The 18,201-nt window shown below is 56.4% G+C and carries 11 protein-coding genes; 2 read left to right on the forward strand and 9 right to left on the reverse strand.

What is annotated here, in order from left to right; translation table 11 throughout:
• Window positions 1–27 precede the first annotated feature (27 nt).
• Entirely contained in the window at window positions 28–678 is a 651-nt protein-coding gene (locus tag ACZ48S_RS03835) for a ribulose-phosphate 3-epimerase (RefSeq protein ID WP_464214252.1), read from the forward strand.
• Window positions 679–700: 22 nt separating this feature from the next.
• Here the strand turns inward: ACZ48S_RS03835 and ACZ48S_RS03840 are convergent, their stop codons facing one another.
• From ACZ48S_RS03840 to treS, 8 genes are all read right to left on the reverse strand, one after another.
• Window positions 701–1,174: an RpiB/LacA/LacB family sugar-phosphate isomerase gene (locus ACZ48S_RS03840; protein WP_464214254.1), complete on the reverse strand. Its 474-nt coding sequence runs from the start codon at window positions 1,172–1,174 to the stop codon at window positions 701–703.
• Complete coding sequence (gene tkt, locus ACZ48S_RS03845) at window positions 1,171–3,186, reverse strand: transketolase (protein ID WP_464214257.1); 2,016 nt, start codon at window positions 3,184–3,186, stop codon at window positions 1,171–1,173. Before tkt ends, ACZ48S_RS03840 begins: the two co-directional genes overlap by 4 nt.
• 168 nt (window positions 3,187–3,354) lie before the next feature.
• Window positions 3,355–4,392 (reverse strand): response regulator, encoded by a 1,038-nt coding sequence (locus tag ACZ48S_RS03850; RefSeq protein ID WP_464214259.1) that lies wholly within the window; start codon window positions 4,390–4,392, stop codon window positions 3,355–3,357.
• The gene (locus ACZ48S_RS03855) at window positions 4,389–4,778 is read right to left on the reverse strand and encodes a response regulator (protein ID WP_464214261.1); all 390 of its coding nucleotides are present in this window, start codon (window positions 4,776–4,778) and stop codon (window positions 4,389–4,391) included. The genes ACZ48S_RS03850 and ACZ48S_RS03855 overlap by 4 nt, the downstream gene beginning before the upstream one ends.
• A 110-nt stretch (window positions 4,779–4,888) precedes the next feature.
• Complete coding sequence (locus ACZ48S_RS03860; RefSeq protein WP_464214263.1) at window positions 4,889–7,291, reverse strand: DUF3536 domain-containing protein; 2,403 nt, start codon at window positions 7,289–7,291, stop codon at window positions 4,889–4,891.
• Complete coding sequence (gene glgB, locus ACZ48S_RS03865; protein WP_464214265.1) at window positions 7,284–9,218, reverse strand: 1,4-alpha-glucan branching protein GlgB; 1,935 nt, start codon at window positions 9,216–9,218, stop codon at window positions 7,284–7,286. The genes ACZ48S_RS03860 and glgB overlap by 8 nt, the downstream gene beginning before the upstream one ends.
• Complete coding sequence (gene malQ, locus ACZ48S_RS03870; RefSeq protein WP_464214267.1) at window positions 9,205–11,334, reverse strand: 4-alpha-glucanotransferase; 2,130 nt, start codon at window positions 11,332–11,334, stop codon at window positions 9,205–9,207. Before malQ ends, glgB begins: the two co-directional genes overlap by 14 nt.
• Entirely contained in the window at window positions 11,331–14,681 is a 3,351-nt protein-coding gene (gene treS / locus ACZ48S_RS03875) for a maltose alpha-D-glucosyltransferase (protein ID WP_464214269.1), read from the reverse strand. The genes malQ and treS overlap by 4 nt, the downstream gene beginning before the upstream one ends.
• Before the next feature lie 217 nt (window positions 14,682–14,898).
• Here treS and glgP point away from each other — a divergent pair, with 217 nt between their 5' ends.
• Window positions 14,899–17,040, forward strand: a complete 2,142-nt coding sequence (gene glgP / locus ACZ48S_RS03880) for an alpha-glucan family phosphorylase (protein ID WP_464214271.1) — start codon at window positions 14,899–14,901, stop codon at window positions 17,038–17,040.
• A gap of 22 nt (window positions 17,041–17,062) precedes the next feature.
• Here the strand turns inward: glgP and ACZ48S_RS03885 are convergent, their stop codons facing one another.
• On the reverse strand, window positions 17,063–18,145 hold the full coding sequence (locus tag ACZ48S_RS03885; RefSeq protein ID WP_464214273.1) for a glycosyltransferase: 1,083 nt from the start codon (window positions 18,143–18,145) through the stop codon (window positions 17,063–17,065).
• Window positions 18,146–18,201 lie beyond the last annotated feature (56 nt).

Raw genomic sequence — 18,201 nt, forward strand, 5'->3', positions numbered from 1 at the left:
CAGTTTTATTTTGAAAAGGACTTTATATTGAAAAATACCAGGGTGGTTCCGGCCATATTGACCGATAACGCCTCCGCCGTACGCGAGATGGGGAGGGCGATGAAAGGCGTTGCTGACTGGGTGCAGGTGGATATCATGGACGGGGAGTTTGTCCCTTCACGCAGCATCGGCTGGCAGTCAGTAAAGGCCGCCAAGCTGAGCTTTGACTGGGAAGCTCACCTGATGGTTCGGGAGCCGGAAAGCTATTTCAGCGGCTTTAAATCCGCCGGGGCGCGGCGGGTGGTTTTTCATTACGAAGCCACTCCTGACCCGGCAGCGGTTATCGCCGCGGCGGAAAAGCTGGGAATGGAAGTCGGTATGGCGCTCAATCCGGAAACCACCACACAGGCGGCGGCGCCTTTCCTGGACCGGCTGGACAGCTTGCTGCTGCTTTCGGTGAACCCCGGCTTTTACGGCGCCGAGTATATACCCGGTGTGCTTGACAAGGTAGGTGAACTGCGGGCGCTGGCTCCGGAACTGCATATCGGTATTGACGGCGGCATAAAGGCGGATAATATCCTGGAAGTTGCCGCCAGCGGCGTGGATGACATCTGTGTCGGCAGCGGTATTTTCCGCGCTCCCGATCCGGCGGCAGCCTGGCGCAAGCTGCAGGCGCTGGTCAATGAAGTCACTCGTTAATTAAGCCGACCTCCGGCCGGGGTTAATGATCCAGCAGCGCTCGGTGCTCGATTTCAGCCATTTTTTCCAGCCTGCGGCGATAGCGCGGTTCATCACGGAAAGAAGCCTTCAGAAAGGTCAGGCACAGTTCCTGGGCAAGTGACAAACCGATAACGCGCGCCCCCAGGCATAGAACGTTCATGTCATCATGCTCCACCGCCTGGTGCGCCGAATAGGTATCATGGCAGACCGAAGCGCGGATACCGGGTATCTTGTTGGCGGTCATGGCCGCGCCGGCTCCGGAACCACAGATCAGTATTCCCCTGCGGACCCGTCCTGAATTGACTTCCCGTGCCAGTTTTTCGGCGTAATCCGGATAATCATCATCCTGGAGGAATTCAGCCGCGCCGAGGTCATTGATTTTGTAACCCTCATGGCGCAGCAGCGGCAGCAGCGCTTCCTTCAGGGCGAATCCACCGTGGTCAGCAGCTATAGCTAGGTTGTGTCCGTTACTCATACGTCCTGCCTCATAAGTTCCAGGGCGGCTTCAATTATCCGCTGGGCGGTAAAGCCGAATTTTTCAAACAACACACCGGCGGGCGCGGAGGCCCCGAAGTGATCCAGTCCGATCATGATGCCCCGGTCCCCGGCGTAACGCTCCCAACCCAGGGTGCGACCGGCTTCCACGGTTACACGCCTGCGGATGTGCGGCGGCAGTATTTCCCGGCGGTATTCCGCCGGCTGTGATTCGAACAGTTCCCAGCTGGGCAGGGATACTACCCGGGCCGTGATGCCGCGGCGCCGCAGTTCCTGTCCGGCCTCCAGCGCCGGATGCACCTCGGAGCCGGTAGCGATAATAACCAGGTCCGGTTCGCCCTCAGCCTGCCAGAGGATATAGCCGCCGCGGCCGACCGCCGCCGTCGGCGATGCGCCGCCGCGGTCCAGACCCGGCAATTTTTGGCGGGTGAGCGCCAGGGCGGTGGGTCCTTCCTGCCGTTGGAGGGCGGAATTCCAGGCGGCGGCGGTTTCCGCCGCATCGGCCGGCCGGAAGGTTACCAGGTTGGGTACCGAGCGCAGCCCGGCCAGCTGTTCTACCGGCTGGTGGGTAGGGCCATCCTCACCCAGTCCGATGGAGTCATGGGTGAAGACATATATAACCCGAAGGCCCATCAGCGCCGCCAGGCGTACCGCAGGACGCATATAATCGTAGAAGATCAAGAAAGTAGCGCCGTAAGGAATCACCCCGCCGTGCAGCGCCATGCCGTTGGTTATGGCGCCCATGGCGTGCTCGCGGACACCGAATTGCAGGTTGCGTCCGGCCGGATTGCCGGCGCTGAAGATTGAATCAAAATTCATTATGGTCTTGGTTGACGGCGCCAGGTCTCCGGAACCGCCAAGCAGGTTAGGTATGTTCTGGCCGATGACGTTGAGTACCTTGCCTGAGGCTTCGCGGGTAGCCATCGGCTTGTCTTCCGGGCTGAACATTTCATCCAGTCCGTCAGCCCAGCCGGCCGGAAGTTCTCCGGATATGCAGTTTTTCAGCTGAACCGCTTCTTCCGGGTAGGCCGCGGTGTAGGCATCCAGTTTCCGCTGCCACTCTGACTGCTGAGCTTGCCCCCGCTCCACCGCGTTCATCTGCTGCTTTACTTCATTTGGGATAAAAAAGGCTTCTTCATATGGCCAGTTAAGCTGTTTGCGGGCGGCGGCCAGTTCTTCTTCTCCCAGGGGTTCGCCGTGGGCACTGCCGGTGCCGGCCTTGGCGGGGGAGCCGTAGCCGATTACGGTGCGGCATATTATGAGTTTTGGTTTAGATTCATCACCGTGGCGGGCTTCATCTATGGTTTTGCGTACCGCTGAGGTGTCTAGACCGTCAATGGGACCGAACACCTGCCAGCCATAGGCGCGGAAACGGGCGGCGACGTCTTCATTGAAGAAGTTGGCGGTATCACCTTCGATGGAAATATTATTGTCGTCATAGAGGTAAATCAGCTTGTCCAGGCGGAGGGTGCCGGCCAGCGAAGCCGCCTCAGAGGCAACGCCTTCCATTAGGTCTCCGTCGGAAACCAGCGCGTAGGTGTAATGGTCAATGACCCGGTGCCCCGGCCGGTTGAAACGGGCGGCCAGCCATTTTTCAGCCAGCGCCATGCCCACGCCGCTGGAGAACCCCTGTCCCAGGGGTCCGGTGGTCATCTCCACACCCGGGGTCAGGCCGTATTCCGGGTGGCCCGGCGTCCTGGAGTCCCACTGCCGGAACTGTTTTATTTCCTCAAGGGGCAGGTCGTATCCGGTCAGGTGCAGCAGCGAATAGAGCAGGGCGGAAGCGTGACCGGCGGAAAGAATAAAGCGGTCCCGGTCAAACCAGCCCGGGTCCGCCGGGTTGTGTTTCAGGAAATGCTGCCAGAGGGCATAGGCAGCGGCAGCGGCGCCCATCGGGGTGCCGGGGTGGCCTGATTTGGCTTTCTGCACCATGTCGGCGGAGAGAAAACGGATAGTGTTAATGGCTAAGGCTTCGTTCTGATTACTGTCCATCCAATACCTTTCAGAAAATGTAACTTTTAGCGGGCGAGCTTTATTATAACGTTATCGCAAGGCAGCTCCAAACAGCCGCAAATACATTATAAAACATTAGACGCTTCAGTAAAATCAGGCTGGAACAGCCGGGCAGGGATTCCTGCGCGCGGTGCCGGAAAACTCCGGTCAGCTGCCGCTGTGCATGGCCTGGGTAATGACGGAGCGGGCCTGCAGAAAGGCTTCCACGATGGCCACGTCAAACTGGGTGCCGGCGCAGCGCCGGATTTCATCAACGGCATAGGTAACGCTTTTGGCTTCACGGTAGGGGCGCTCCGAAGTCATGGCGTCAAAAGTGTCGGCCAACGCCATGATGCGGGCGCCGAGGGGAACGCTTTCACCGGCCAGTTTATCAGGATAGCCGCCGCCGTCCCAGCGTTCATGATGGTTGCGTACCATGGCCAGGATCTCCGAGTCATCGACAACCGGTTTCAGGATTCTTTCGCCGATGGCCGGGTGTTTTTCCATTTCTTCGCGTTCTTCCGGCGTCAGGATGCCGGGTTTATGCAGTACGTTGCCGTCAACACCGATTTTACCGATGTCATGCACCAGGCCGGCCAGGCGAATCTGTTCGACCAGGGCGTGGGGTACGCCCATTTCAATTCCGATGGCTACGGCCATTTCCGAGACCCGCTGTGAGTGTCCGGCGGTATAACCATCTTTAGCGTCCAGGGCGTAAGCCAGTGAAGTAATGGAATTGAAAAAGGAAGACCGGATTTTTTCCGCCTGAACCTCAACCTTGTCTTCCAGGCTGCGGCGATACTCGCGGTTTTCCATCTGCAGATTGCGCTTCTCCAGCGCCCGGCTGACGGAGAAGACCACCTCATCCAGCTTGAAGGGTTTGGTCAGGTAGTCATAAGCACCTTTTTTCATGGCGTCAATGGCGGTGCCGGTTTCGGTAATGGCGGTAGCCATGATTACGGCGATATCCGGGTAGAGGCTCTTGATTTCCGCCAGCAGTTCCAGGCCGCTTTTACCGGGCATTTTTATATCGGAAACCACCAGGCCTATATCCGGGTTTTCCCGCAGAACACCCAGCGCTTCATCGGCGGAGGCTGCTTCCAGGCACTGGTAACCCTCGCCGGCCAGTTTCTGGTGCAGCAGCCGGCGAACAATCATCTCATCGTCAACGACCAGGATAGTTCCCGGAGCTTTAGCTGAGTTCATGGCAATGATAATACCACTTTTTCTACGATTCCGACCAGTTCTGCGGGAGAAAAAGGCTTGGGCAGGTAAGGCCGCTTGGTGCCGGCCAAAAACTGGTCGGTGTTGTTGGAGATAACGTCCCCGGTGGTGAAAATGACTCCGGGGACCATTTCCGGTCGGTTGCTTTCAATCCAGCGGAATAGTTCTTCCCCGTTCATCCTCGGGGTGCGGATATCAATCAGGCAGATATCAAAGGTGGCTGACTCCAGAAGTTCGGTTGCCGCGTGCCCGTCAGGGGTTAGCGTGACATCATAGTCCGTTTCCAGGGCGCGGCGGCATACCTGGCTGATTACCGGTTCATCTTCGACCACCAGTACAGAGACCCTTTTTCGGCCGCTTTTGAGCAACAGCTGTTCCTGTAAAGATTATTGACTTTAGTCCACTTAAACATAGCATAAGTTCACCGTGAATACAACGAAAAAGGGGGCGTACTTTAGTACTGGTTATTCGCGGACACTCAGCCGGTACTGACGCCGAGCAGCCGGCCCAGCTGCCGGAAAGCCTCGGTCCAGGCGACGTGTTCCGGCTTATCGCGTAGATCCGGAAATACCCCGGTTGCCAGGTTATAAAAAATGTTCTGTGCCCGCCACAGGTCGGGGGTAATGTCTGCGTTTCGGAACAATTGCAGCAGGCGGGTGATATAAAGCAGGCGGTCACTTTCCGGCGCTGTCGGGAGAGATTCGGAAAGCAATTCTTCCAGGCGCGACGCCAAGCGGTAGCCCAGCTCATCCCGGCCCAGGCTGATGTTCCAGGCAGAGGCTTCCAGAAGCAGTTTCCCGGCGGTTTCAAGATCCGGCATCTTATCTCCCAGCAACCTGCTGAGATCGGCTTGCAGCACGAATTCGGCAGCCGTGGTCAACTGCGGCGGAACCGGCTGACCCAGACCGGAGAGGTATGCCATCAGTGGCTGGTAGCGGCGGTAAATCTCCCGGTAGCTCTCTTCGGCTTCAGAAAGCGTTCCGGCGATGATATGGTCCAGGATTTTCCCGCGCTCATCGGTAAAAAGATCAGCCGGTCCGTAGACGCGGTCGGGGAAGGTTTTATCCACATATTCCATCTCGTCCCGCTCGTCACCGGCAGCCAGTTGTTGCAGTTCACGGCTCAGCACCGCGAATTGGTCATTACGCTCAAACGGCGCGATGCCGGCTTTAAGGTCATGTTTATCATGGAAGATGGCGGCAAATACAAAGCGCTGCTGTTCGCCGGTGACAAGGGAAGTGACGGTTATATCCCCGGCGGCCAGGCGGCTGCGATTACTATTGAATAATTTCAGATTATGATTTTTTGTACTGAAAACAAAAATCTGGTTATGCTGCCGGTAATTTTCCAGGAAACAGCTCAGGGCGAAATGAGCCGCGACCCTGGCCATGTCAGCAACCAGCGGCGGTACGTTGCGCAGATAGATGTCCCGGCCGGTGCCCAGTTCCGCCCGGTTAGAACGGGCTTCAGAGATGATTTCCAGGAATTCCGCTTCCGGTGATTCGCCGAAAAGCTGACTCGACAGCTGCAGCACTCTACCTGCCTGCTTCAGAACCAATACTGATTCCAGACCGCCGATGTCGTCGAAAAACCAGCCGCAGCTGGTGAAACAGGCCATCAGCCCCCGCTGCAGTTCCATCAGTTTAAATACCCGGATTTTTTCGGCAGCCGACAGGGGTGTTCGCGCCCATCTTTTCATAAAAGACGCCGCCGCGGCGCCGTCGCGGCGGGCGATTACCGGCTGGTAGTCATTGCGGGCGGCCCAGGGATCGAACAGCAGCCGTCCCGCTTCAGTTTCAAATTCAGACTCGAGCCGGTCGCGCAGTAAATTCATGGCCTGTCTGAGCGGCTGCCGCCAGTGCTGATTCCAGCCGGGGTGACCGCCGGTAGCGCAGCAGCAGCCGCTGCGCCAGCGTTCAATGCCGTGGGCGCAGCTCCAGGAGGTGTTTTCTTTTATTTCGACTTCATATTTCGGCGGATAAAGCGCCAGGAACTCACCGATGGTAGTAACGCGGACTCCGGATTGCTGCAGGCGGTCGAAGGTATAAGCCAGGGCCATTTCGCCGAAACGGTGATGGTGACCGTAGGTTTCACCATCAGCGGCAATAGTGATCAGCTGCGGTTCAGATGAATCTTGATAAGAATCCAGAACGCGGCGGGTAAACAGGTCGCCGTTTTTGAGGACTTCACCGAAGGCCACCTCGGATGATAGACCAAAATGGTAAAAACAGATATTGATCGTATTGCCGGAGGGCAGCGGGCAGCGGTAAAGTCGTGAAGTATCGCTTATACCGTCAGCCAGCGGCTCCCATGATCCGCCGGGTACCCGGAAGCCGGCAGCCTGATGGGGAGCCAGAATGGTGTATTTGATGCCGCGGGAGGCCATGATTTCCAGTGTTTCCAGGTCCACCGCGGTTTCCGGCAGCCACATGCCTTCCGGAGCGCGGCCGAAACGATATTGGAAATCGCTTATGCCCCAGGCAACCTGGGTTTCTTTGTCACGGCGGTCAGCCAGCGGCATGATGATATGATTGTACCCCTGGGCTATGGCCGGGCCGTGCCCGTTGTAACGGGCCGAGTTTTCCCGGTCACTGGCGGTTATGGCCTCATGTACCTCGGGGTGAGATGCTTCCAGCCAGCCGAGCAGCGTCGGGCCGAAATTGAAATTAAGTTGGGAAAAGTTATTGACGATAGCGGTGATTTCGTTGTCGTCGTTCAAGATTCGAGCGGCCAGATTGGCGGCGTAGCACTCATCGGTGATGCGTTCATTCCAGTCATGATAGGGCGCTGCCGAAGCCTCTCGCTCCACCGTTTCCAGCCAGGGGTTCTCCCGGGGCGGCTGGTAAAAATGGCCGTGAACGCAGAAATACTTTTCAGTCATCTTCACCATCATCGGCCGGAACCAGTATGAGACCGGCCAGCGGCGGCAGGTCTAGCAGCAGTGAATTTCCCTGTCCGCCCCAGGCATCCATCTCCGTTTCATAAAGGATATTGGCGTTTTCTCCCGAGCCACCCCAGGAGGGATCGTCACCGGACAGGATTACGCGCCATTGCCCTGACAGGGGTACCCGGCAGCGATAGCGGCGACGGGGAACCGGTGTCAGGTTAAGAATTACCAGGAGCAGGTCATCCGGCCGCCGGCCGCGGCGAAGGAAGGAGATTATCGAGGCGGCCGCTTCATCAGCTTCCAGCCATTCGAAGCCGCTGGGTTCGGTATCAAGCTGGTGCAGAGCGGAGCGGGCAGCGTAAAGATGATTTAGCGCCGCCACAAACCGCCATAATTGATTATGAAGCGTGGATTCCAGGAGCTCCCAGTCCAGCTGCCCGTCGTGCTGCCATTCTGACCGCTGGCCGAACTCTCCGCCCATAAATAGAAGTTTTTTGCCGGGAACGGTGAACATATAAGTAAGCAACAGCCGCAGATTGGCGAACTGCTGCCACCGGTCGCCGGGCATTCGGCCCAGCAGCGATGATTTGCCGTGGACTACTTCATCATGCGACAGGGGCAGCAGGTAGTTTTCACTGAAGGCGTAAAGACCGCGGAAGGTCAGCTTGCGGTGGTGGTGACTGCGGTAAAGCGGGTCCTGGCTGAAGTATTCCAGGGTATCGTGCATCCAGCCCATATCCCACTTGTAGCCGAATCCCAGCCCCCCGTGATGCACCGGGCGGGATACCAGGGGCCATGATGTTGATTCTTCGGCGAAAGTATGAACATCGGGAAAGCGCCGGTAAAGCTCGGTATTCAATTGCTTGATGAAGTCAACCGCTTCCAGGTTTTCCCGCCCGCCGTGGCGGTTGGGCTGCCATTGCCCCGGCTGGCGGGCGTAATCCAGGTAAAGCATTGAGGCCACGCCGTCAACACGCAGGCCGTCGGCGTGGTACATCTCCAGCCAGAACGCGGCGCTGGAAATAAGAAATGAGATGACTTCCCGGCGGCCGTAGTTGAAAATACAGGACTGCCACTGGGGATGGAAACCCCGCCGCGGGTCGGAGTGTTCATAAAGATGGGTGCCGTCGAAGTAAGCCAGGCCGTGTTCATCCCCGGGAAAATGAGATGGCACCCAATCAAGGATAACACCGATGTCGTGGCGGTGAAGGTAGTCCACCAGGTACATCAATTCCCGCGGTGGACCGTAGCGGGAGGTGGGGGCAAAATATCCGCTGACCTGGTAACCCCAGGAACCATAGAAAGGATGCTCCATCAACGGCAGCAGTTCAACGTGGCTGAAGCCGGCTTCTTTTACATAATCAGTAAGCATCGGGGCTATTTCGGAATAGCTGAGGTAATCACCGGTCTCATTGCGGCGCCATGAACCCAGGTGGACTTCATAGATGCTGACCGGTGCGTCAAAGCTGCTTCTGGAGCGTCGCTGCGCCATCCAGTCCGTGTCGCTCCAGTTGAAATCCAGCTCCGCGGTCAGGGACGCTGTGTTGGGCGGTTGCTCGGCGGCCAGCGCGAACGGGTCCGCTTTGGCCGCCCGGTAATTATTGTATCGGGACTGGATTTCATATTTATAGCGCATACCCGGAGTTACCCCGGAAATGAACCCTTCCCAGATACCGGAATCACCCCGGCTACGGAGCGGGTGAGCGCCCGTGTGCCAGTCATTGAAGTCACCGATTACCGATACCGCGGCGGCATTGGGCGCCCAGACGGCGAAGCAGTATCCCGGAGCACCGCGGCGGACGGCGGGACGGGCGCCGAATTTATGGTAGAGCTGGTAATGGGTGCCTTCATTGAAAAGATGCAAATCTTCATCAGTCAGAAGGCTGGTGTCATAAAATACCTGGTTATCAGGGTTCTTCATAATTAACTCTATTTCGCAATCCATTGATTCCGGCCAGGAACTGCCTGATTTCAAGGTCGGAGCTGATTTGTTCCAGGGACAGGGCTGATTTGCGCCGCCAGTTGGGGTGCTGATCAACCGTACCGGGAATATTCTGTGCCCGGCGTTCCTCCCAGAGATCAGCCATATTTATTAAAAGCACTTCAGACCGGCTGCCGGCCAGTTTTTCGGTTATTGCCCGGCCGACTGCCCCAGTCGAAGGTGATGCCTGGCTGACGTGTCCCTGCCGTTGCAGGCAGTCCAGCATTGCCGTCTTGGCGCTGTCCCGGCGCTGTTTCTCCGCCGAGGCCTGTTCCGGCGGCAGCACACCCAGTTGCTGACGCTGGGGGATGTCCGTTTCTTCCCAGAAGGCGGCGAAGGGATGCATATCATGGGTGTTGAGGGCGCTTACCGCCTGCCGCGGTACGTTTGTCAGGCATTGGTCGTCGCCGGTAATCATTTCATACTGGGCTACATAACTGCGGTAGATGTGATGACGGCGCATGCTCTTCCTGACCGCCGCCGGTACCAGGCCCAGGTCTTCGCCGACGATAACCGCCCCGGAGCGGCGCGACTCCAGGCAGATGACGGCGTACATTTCCTCCGCGGGATAATGAATATACGCACCTTCAGCCGGAGAGGAGCCGGAGGGTATCCAGAACAGGCGATGCATGCCCATCACGTGGTCCAGCCGCAGGATGCCGGCGCACTGCAGGTGGTGGCGCAGTGTTTTCCTGAAATAACGGTAACCCTGCCGGCGCTGCTGCCGGGGGTGCGGCGGCGGAAATCCCCAGTCCTGGCCGCCGGGGAAAGCCGGATCGGGCGGGGCGCCGACGCTGACGCCGGGAACAAATAACTGTTGTTCCCGCCAGGTGTCGTAACCATCCGGATGGGCACCCAGCGGCAGGTCAAGATATACCGATTGACCCTGACGGCGCATTTTTTCCATAAAGCCGTTCAGCTGAGTGCTGATAATAAACTGGGCGTAGAGGTAATACCGCAGCAGTTCCGGACGGCAGTCGGCGTCGGTAATGAGGCCGCAACGGAGTTTTTCCGGCCACTGCCGCCAGGAGAGGCCGCGTTCCTCAGATACCGCCCGGAAGCGGCAGTAATCCTCTGTTTCCGGGTTGGAAACCAGGAAGCGCTGGTATTGCTGCCATCGGGGTGATGGCCGGCGGTGGAAAAAGTCATCCGCCAGTCGGCTCAGCAGGCGTTTTTTTGGTCCGGAAACCCGTGGGTAATCAACCAGGTCCGCCTTCCGTGTCTTATTTATTTCGCCTTTGAATTCCGCTGAATTCAGCAATTTTACCACTTCCGGGCAGTTATCCAGTTCCGGTATATTATCCATTTGAATATAAAACTCGTTCCAGAACATGCGGCTTACCGGTGCGTAGGGGCTGGGGTCAAAACGCTCTTCCAGGAACACCGGCAGCAGCGGCAGCGTGGCCAGGACGGTGCCGCCGTTGCCGGCGCTATAATCCGCCAGGCGGTTCAGGTGGCCGATGTCTCCGGCTCCCCAGTCTGACCGGGAACGCAAAGCATATAGCGGGGAAAAAAGACCCCACCGGCGGGTTTCGCCGGCAAAGCCGTGGGCACGGGAAGGCGCTGATACTACCAGGCTGGAAAAAGAATTTAAATTGCCTTTGAGGCTGAACTGGTGATAGCCGTGAGGTAAAACCTGGTCAAACGGAAGATTGAGGCGGCGAAACGCTTCAGAGATATTGGTAGATTTGACATAACGGTTAATTCCGCGCCAGGACAAGCGCCGGAGGTCACCGCTCTCCAGGCGCAGCTCGGCCTCAATTGTTTCCGGCAGCGGAACGGGCAAAGTTATCTCAATGTGCCGCAGTCGCCCGTTCCAGGCGATAATCACCGGTTCAACAACCTCCTCCAGCCTTTGTTGCCTCAGGCGTTGGGCAGCATCTTTTATGCCTTCCGGGGAAGGGTCATAGTTGACACCCATAGCCCGTGCCGCTGCCAGCACCGTTTCATTGGCGGCGCGGCGGTAGCGGCCGTGCATATCACGGAAGCGGAGTTGAATGCCGCATTCCCGGGCCAGCAATTCAATTGAGCGGCGGTACTCAACGGCGGAAATCATGATTGCTTCACTGTCCGTGACGCGATTTCATCGAGGGTTTTCAGGATACCTCTTAGCGGCAGGCTTATCAGGCCGGGATTATATTGGATTTCGTGGTAAAACTCATAAACCGCTTTTTCCAGCAGGTAAATGTAAAGCATTTCCTCTTTTTCGCTGTTGTCTGACGGCAGGAAAGCTGCTTTGCCGGCGGCGTCAAAATAGCCATTGAGAAAGTTGCTCACCGCTTCCCGGTACCATAATTCAGCTGCCTGTTCCAGCAGTTCGCTCACCTCCGGTTTGACGGTGTGGTCGATGGTGGTATTCAGCAGGGCGTCGTTGGCGGCGTAATGGAAAGACCTGAGCATTCCAGCGATATCAACGAGGGGTGACTTTTTCAGCCGCCGCTCGCTGACTGGACGCATGGGTTCACCCTCAAAATCAATAATGTAGAAGTCGTTACCGGTAAAAAGGACTTCGCCCAGGTGGTAGTTGCCGTGTATGCGGGTCTTGGTAGCACTGAATTTGCGGCGGGTAAAACCGCGGAACGCCTCAATTATTTCCTTCTCCCGTTCTAGGAACTGCCTGAGCAGGTCGGTTTCTTCCGGGTCTGTGGTCTGCAGCTTTTTGGCGGCGGTGATAGTTTTCTTGGCCAGGCTGCGCATTGATTGGAAACGGGAGCGCTGCCACAGCAATGAAAACGGTTCCGGGGAAAAATCAGGGTTCTGACCGGGCTCGGCCAAGGCCAGGTGCATTTGCGCGGTGCGGCTGCCCAGCTTGAAAACCATCTCCAGGCATAGGTCACCAATCAGACTGCGGCAGCCCGGTGATTTGTCGGCGACGGCTGCTGACAAATCAATGGATAAAGCGGACGGAGATGAAGCCCGTTCAATTTCCTCCGGCCGGGCGACAGCTTTTTCCAGGAAAGCGCTCAGATTGTCTTTGAGATAATGCCAGCCGTCGGACTCATGCTCTATCCAGCCCAGGAGAATACCGACAACGTAAGGCTCTTCGCCCGATGATTCACAGCTAACTACACCGGCGTAGGGCGCTGCCTGGTCAAAACCGGATTCCGACAGGTATTGATTGAGTTCCATCTCCGGGTTGGGACCGGGGTCCAGGCGTCGGTATATTTTGAAGATGAGTTTACGGTCATAGGCGATTGATGTATTGGACTGGTCGGCCCTCAATAGCTCGCTGTTTTGAAAAATCTTAGGCCCTGATACGAGGTCCGATAATTTATCCCCGGCTGTCGCCGATAGTGGTTTGGGTGAACGGCCGCGGCGGTTTCTTTGTTTCCAGATAAGCTCCGGCAGGGCCTGTCGGAAAACCGGGTCATACACGGCGTCATAGATTACGCCGTTTTCGCCGCCGGCAGTTAGGCGGGCAATCACGGCGCCCCGATTTTCCCGTGTCAATTTGCCGGCGGCGCTGCCGGCAGAGAAAGAAAGGGGCAGCAGGTAATGTTCGGCTGCCCCGTCATTATAAATTACTTCCAGTATAAGCAATCGGCTTTCAGCCAGGGCGGCGGTTTCAGCCAGTTTTACGGTATGTATCCGCCGATTCTTGCCGCCGAACCAGCGGCAGCCGGACAGGTAATCCGGCAGGATGTCAAGCAGCCGGTTTTTCCCTTCATCCTTGAAAATTTCCGACCATGACTTGAATTTACCGATTTCGGCGATGCTGCGCTCCTTTGACGCGGCGTCCTCTGTTTTATGACGGCTGAAGGCCAGCCAGTAGTAGCCGTGCCCGGGAAGGGTTATCTGATAGGAAGAATTACCGACTGCCGGAAAAGAGGCTCCGCCGAATAAATCCTGAAGAAAATAACCCTTGTACTCGCTCAGGTCCAGCGCCGCGGCCTGGGCATAACGGGAAAGATTGATTATTACCAGTATCATCTCATCGGCGTAACCGCGGATGAAGGCCAGCACCTTGGCGTTGTCCGGTGTCAGAAATTTGATGTCGCCGCGGCTGAACGCCCGGTAGTCCCGGCGCGCTGATATGAGTTTTTTCATCCACCACCACTGGGATGAAGGATTGTGACGCTGGGTTTCCACGTTTACGGTTTCATAATGATATTGCGGGTCAATAACGGCCGGCAGGTAAAGCTTCTGGGGGTTGGCCGAAGAAAAACCGGCGTTGCGGTCCATTGACCACTGCATTGGTGTTCGCACTCCGTTGCGGTCACCCAGGTAATAATTGTCGCCCATGCCGATTTCATCCCCATAGTAGATAATCGGTGTACCCGGCAGCGAGAACAGCAGCACGTTGATGATTTCGATCTTACGGCGGTCATTGTCCAGCAGGGGAGCCAGGCGGCGGCGTATCCCCAGGTTGATGCGGGCGGTTTTCTCCGAGGCATAGACCCGGTACATATAGTCCCGCTCTTCATCGGTAACCATTTCCAGGGTAAGCTCGTCGTGATTGCGGATAAAAAGCGCCCACTGGCATTCCGGCGGTATCTCCGGTGTCTGTTCCAGTATGTCGATGATGGGAAAGCGATCCTCCATCTTGATGGCCATGAACAACCGCGGCATCAGCGGAAAATGAAAGCACATCTGGCATTCATCACCACGGCCGAAGTAGGCGGCGGCGTCTTCCGGCCACTGGTTAGCTTCGGCCAGCAGCATTCGCGCCGGATAGCGCTCGTCTACATGACGACGCAGTTTTTTAAGAAAATCATGGGTCTGCGGCAGGTTTTCACAATTGGTACCTTCCTGTTCATAAAGATAGGGAACAGCGTCAAGGCGAAGTCCGTCAATGCCCATATCCAGCCAGAAGTCCACCAGCTGGAAAACCGCCTGCTGTACTTCGGGATTTTCATAGTTCAGGTCCGGCTGGTGGGAATAAAAGCGATGCCAATAATAAGCCTCTGCCTGAGGGTCCCAGTTCCAGTTGGATGACTCAAAATCCTTGAAGATAATGCGGGCATCCTTGAATTTATCCGGCGAGTTGTTCCAGACATAAAAGTCTCTCCAGTGGGAAGAAGGAGGCGCCTTTCTGGCTCGCTCAAACCAGGGGTGCTGGTCCGAGGTATGATTCAGCACCAGTTCAATAATCACCCGGATGCCGCGGCGATGGGCTTCCGATAAAAATTCCTTAAAATCACGCAGGGTACCGTAGTCAGGGTGTACCGATTGATAATCGGCAATGTCGTAGCCGTCATCCTTGAATGGCGAAGGGAAAAAGGGCAGCAGCCAGACGGCGGTGATGCCCAGGTCCTGAAGATAATCCAGTTTTTCAATAAGGCCCCGGAAATCGCCGATACCGTCACCGGAAGAATCCCGAAAAGCCTTGATGTGCACTTCATATACTACGGCATCTTTGTACCACAATGATTCGGCCGGGGGATTATGCCTGTGTTTCACCATGACGCGGCTCCGGAAAAATACTTATTGTCCCCAGCCGGCGGCAGCGGCGTCCATCCGGCCTGGGCGCTACGGGGAGTTCGGGAAAAGATAAAGCCCTTTTTAACGGTCATTATTATGGGGTCATTATACTTTGATTAACTTGACTTGCCAAAGTCAGACGATATAATAGTGGCGCCGTTCCGGCCTGAAATCAACCTTAAACAGGAAGGTTATATTATTGGATATTGATATTATTAAAGCCCAATTACCCCGGCGCATCAACCGTTTGGCCGAGCTTTCCGCCAATTTATGGTGGAGCTGGCACCTTCCTGCCCGGGAAATGTTCGACCAGATTGACCGTCGCTGGTGGCGTCACTCAGGGCACAACCCCGTTCGACTGCTGGAAGAGATTGACCCTTCACGCCTCGAGTTCCTGGCGGAAGACGCTGAATTTTTAGAGACATACGATGCGGTGATAGCGTCCTTTGACGCAAAAATGAACGGCAACGGACGGAACTGGGCTTCCGGGCAGCCCGGAGGCGCGATTAGAGAGCCTGCGGCATATTTTTCCATGGAATTCGCCGTTCATAATTCAATGCCGATGTATGCCGGGGGACTGGGTGTGCTGGCCGGGGATACCTGCAAAGAGGCATCAGACCTGGGCATTCCCTTTGTTGGTGTTGGCTTCATGTATCCGGAAGGATACTTTCAGCAGCGGATCAGCGAGGACGGCTGGCAGGTAGAAAACTATCGCCAGCTGGATTTCAATTTGGCGCCGGTGTGCCGTGTAGTCAACGACGACGGATCCCGCTTTCTCCTGAGTCTGCCGCTGGGGCAAAAAACAGTGTTTTTAACCTCCTGGAAAGTTTGCGTCGGTCGCAGCGTGCTTTATCTGCTGGATACCAATGTGCCGGAGAACTCACCGGAAGACCAGGGGCTTTCCGCCAGGCTTTACAGCGCCGGGCGGGAAACCCGCCTGCAGCAGGAATATTTGCTAGGCATCGGCGGAGTCAGGGTTCTCCGGTCACTGGGAATCAACCCGTCGGTATGGCATTGCAACGAAGGTCATACGGCCTTCCTGCTGCTGGAACGGTTGCGTGAATTCATGGCCGCCGGTGATGAACTAGATAACGCCGTCGGTAAAGTACAATCCAACTCTGTTTTTACCACTCATACCCCGGTTCCCGCCGGGCACGATACCTTTACCCCGGAACTGATGGAGAAGTATTTCAGCGGCTTCCGGCAGAACCTGAAGATGGAACAGGAGAAGTTCCTGTCGCTGGGCCGAGACTCGGCTGATGAGGCGTTTAACATGACCATTTTGGGGTTGAAACTCTCCGGGAAGGCCAACGGAGTAAGCCGGCTTCACGGCGAAGTCAGCCGCCGGATGTGGCAAAGCTTGTATGGGAAGGATGACCCGAAAGATGTTGCCATCGGTCATATTACCAACGGAGTTCATATTCCCACCTGGGTGGCGCCGGAAATAGCGGCCATATATGAGCGCTATATCGGCTCCGATTGGGACAGGCGGCAGGATGAGGTTGATTTGTGGCAGGCCGCGTCCGGAATACCTGATGAAGTGCTGTGGCAGGCTCACCAGGGACGGAAACAAAGACTGCTGCACTATATTCGTGAACGAGTCAGGCGGGAATGGAGCCGGGGCCAGGTATCGGGAGAACGGATGGCGGCTTTGGGAGCCATGCTGGACCCTGACGTGCTGACTATCGGCTTTGTGCGGCGTTTTGTGGAATACAAAAGACCGACGCTGCTTTTCCGGGATATCGAAAGGCTTAAAAATATAATTCTACATGCGCAGCGGCCGGTGCAGTTTATTTTTGCCGGCAAGTCACATCCGGCTGATTTTATGGCTAAAGAATTGATACACCGGGTTTACAGTCATGCCGCTGAAAATGAGTTTGAAGGACGTTTGTGTTTTATAGAAGATTATGACCTTCACCTGGCTCATTACCTGGTTCAGGGGGTGGATGTCTGGCTCAATAACCCCAGGCGGCTGCTGGAAGCTTCCGGAACCTCCGGGATGAAGGCGGCGGTAAACGGGGTGCTCAACCTCTCGGTGCGTGACGGCTGGTGGCATGAAGGCTTTAACGGCGGCAATGGCTGGGCGATAGGTGAAACGGCCAAGCCTGACCATGCCGACAACGAGGATGCCATGGACGCCGGCGCCCTGTATTACGTTCTGGAAGAGATGGTGGCCCCTCTATATTATGAGCGTAATCTCGGTCATATACCCCATCGCTGGCTGGCCATGATGAAAGAGTCTATCGGTACCGTATTGCCCCGTTTCACCGCTGCCAGGATGATGAAGGAGTACGCGGAGCAAATGTACTTCCCCATGGCGGGTCACCAGGCCACGGAGTAGCCCGAAAATTACTTTTTCAGAATCAGCGCCAGGTCCACCAGTTGTTGACCAGGAAGTTCCATCCGAAGGCGGCTATGATACCTGCGGCAGCTGACAATAGATAATGCAGCCCGGCAAAATCGGTCAGGGCACCGAGTATCACCAGGTAAATAACGAGTCCTCCCAGGCTGATGGTATTGAAGCGGACCAGCCGGCCGGCGAAGGTTGATCCCGGGCGGGACCGACCCCGGAAAGTGAACCGGTCATTAAAGAAGAAATTCCAGACAACAGAAAGCTCAAAAGACAAAGCTCCTGAAAATAGCAGATGCAGCCCGATGTTCTCTTTGAGAAGGGCCAGGGCTCCAAGGTTGACCAGTGTGCCGCTGGCTCCGACCAGCATGAATTTTATGACGCGGTTTAGTTCACCCGAACGGTGCATCAGGCTCAACAGGTGTCTGATGTAGTCACCCTGGGTCAGCAGTGATAGCTTGGTCTGACCGGCGCGACGGTTTTCAAAGCGGTAAGCCACTTCAGATGTGGTAGCATAGCGGCCTAAACATAAAATCTCCAGCAGGATCTTGTAACCCACCGGACTGAGCGATACTCCTTCCAGAATACTGCGGTGAAACAGGAAACAGCCGCTCATCGGGTCTTTCACGGAACGCGTGCCCGGCAGCAGCAGGTGAGCCAGCCAGCCGGCTCCGGCGGAAATAAAACGGCGCAGAGCTGACCAGTTGCCGACGCTGCCGCCCTTGATGTAACGGCTGGCGATAACCAGGTCAACACCGCTCACCGCGGCGTCAAGCAAAGGCCGGATGGTTTCCGGCGGGTGCTGTAAATCCGCGTCCATCACCGCCAGCAGCTGACCTTTGGCCAGCGCGAAGCCGTCAACCACCGCCGATGCCAGGCCCCGCTTGTCGGTGCGCACCACTACATTGACCGGATAGGCAGTCGCCAGGCGGCGAACTTCCTCGGCCGTTCCATCCGGGGAGTTGTCATCGATAATCAGAATATCGTAGGGGTAATCATTGAGCACCCGGTGAATTCTTTCCACCAGCGGCTCAATGTTGTCCTTTTCTTTGTAAGTTGGAATGACAATGGTCAGGTGAGCGTTTTTTTCTTTCATCGGGAGCTAATGCTAACTGAGCCGGGTAGCGGCGTCAAGCGGAAGGTCAGCCAACT

Source organism: Dehalogenimonas sp. NIT-SK1 (assembly GCF_055384165.1).

Excerpts from the sequence above, each read along its gene's own strand:
- ACZ48S_RS03840 (WP_464214254.1), bottom strand. The coding sequence starts at position 1,174 with ATGAGTAACGGACACAACCTAGCTATAGCTGCTGACCACGGTGGATTC.
- tkt (WP_464214257.1), bottom strand. The coding sequence starts at position 3,186 with ATGGACAGTAATCAGAACGAAGCCTTAGCCATTAACACTATCCGTTTT.
- ACZ48S_RS03850 (WP_464214259.1), bottom strand. The coding sequence starts at position 4,392 with ATGAACTCAGCTAAAGCTCCGGGAACTATCCTGGTCGTTGACGATGAG.
- ACZ48S_RS03860 (WP_464214263.1), bottom strand. The coding sequence starts at position 7,291 with ATGACTGAAAAGTATTTCTGCGTTCACGGCCATTTTTACCAGCCGCCC.
- glgB (WP_464214265.1), bottom strand. The coding sequence starts at position 9,218 with ATGAAGAACCCTGATAACCAGGTATTTTATGACACCAGCCTTCTGACT.
- malQ (WP_464214267.1), bottom strand. The coding sequence starts at position 11,334 with ATGATTTCCGCCGTTGAGTACCGCCGCTCAATTGAATTGCTGGCCCGG.
- treS (WP_464214269.1), bottom strand. The coding sequence starts at position 14,681 with ATGGTGAAACACAGGCATAATCCCCCGGCCGAATCATTGTGGTACAAA.
- ACZ48S_RS03885 (WP_464214273.1), bottom strand. The coding sequence starts at position 18,145 with ATGAAAGAAAAAAACGCTCACCTGACCATTGTCATTCCAACTTACAAA.